The organism is Saccharopolyspora sp. 6M (assembly GCF_020176775.1).
Lineage (GTDB): Bacteria > Actinomycetota > Actinomycetes > Mycobacteriales > Pseudonocardiaceae > Saccharopolyspora_C > Saccharopolyspora_C gregorii.
This window is the reverse complement of record NZ_JAIUJZ010000349.1, coordinates 1-884: the sequence shown is the minus strand read 5'-3', so window position 1 is coordinate 884 and position 884 is coordinate 1. Positions and strand designations below refer to the sequence as shown.

Sequence of the window (884 nt, the reverse complement as noted above, 5' to 3'; positions counted from 1 at the left end):
AAAACTGATCTTGGTGGCACGGTGGTCGTAGGTTGGTCTTGTTGTCGTTGTGGAGGTGTCTGGTGGCCCGGCGGCGACCGTGGGAGGTCGACGACGAGTTGTGGGAACTGCTCGAACCCTTGCTGCCGCAGGACACGCGGGTGCCGGAGAAGGGTGGGCGGCCCCGGATCGATGACCGGAAAGCGTTGCAGGGCATCTTGTTCGTGCTGCACACCGGTATCCAGTGGGAGTTTCTGCCTCAGGAGTTGGGATTCGGTTCGGGGATGACGTGCTGGCGCCGGTTACGTGACTGGCACGAAGCCGATGTGTGGACGCGACTCCAGCAGGTGCTGCTGGACAAGCTGCGCGGGGCCGACCAGCTCGACTTCTCCCGTGCAGTAGTCGATGCCTCCCACGTGCGGGCCATGCGAGGCGGCCCAAAACGGGGCCGAGTCCAGTCGACCGCGCCCGGCCGGGCTCGAAGCACCACATGATCTCCGATGCGCGCGGAACCCCACTGGCGGTGACGTTGACCGGTGGCAACCGCAACGACGTCACGCAGCTGATCCCGCTGATCGACACCGTTCCCGGTGTCCGAGGACGACGCGGACGGCCCCGCTTCCGGCCGGACGCGGTCTATGCCGATCGTGCCTACGACCACGACAAATACCGGCGCCTGCTCCGGCATCGCCGCATCACACCCGTGATCGCCCGCCGCGGCGACGAGCACGGATCCGGCCTCGGAGTCGTCCGGTGGGTCATCGAACGCAGCCTCGGCTGGCTGCACTGGCCACGCCGTCTACGCATTCGCTGGGAACGCCGCGCCGACATCCACGACAGCCTCCTCCAACTCACCACCTGCCTCATCCAACACCGACGCACCCAAACCTTCTGTTAGCAGTTCT

1 protein-coding gene and 1 pseudogene are annotated in these 884 nt (G+C 66.0%); both read left to right on the top strand.

Annotation, left to right across the window (positions count from 1 at the left end):
* Positions 1-62: 62 nt before the first annotated feature.
* Positions 63-260 (top strand): annotated as a pseudogene (locus LCD31_RS29350) (transposase); the annotation flags it as partial.
* Positions 261-307: 47 nt separating this feature from the next.
* Positions 308-877, top strand: coding sequence for an IS5 family transposase (locus LCD31_RS28765; protein ID WP_224963321.1), 570 nt, complete (start codon positions 308-310; stop codon positions 875-877).
* Positions 878-884 lie beyond the last annotated feature (7 nt).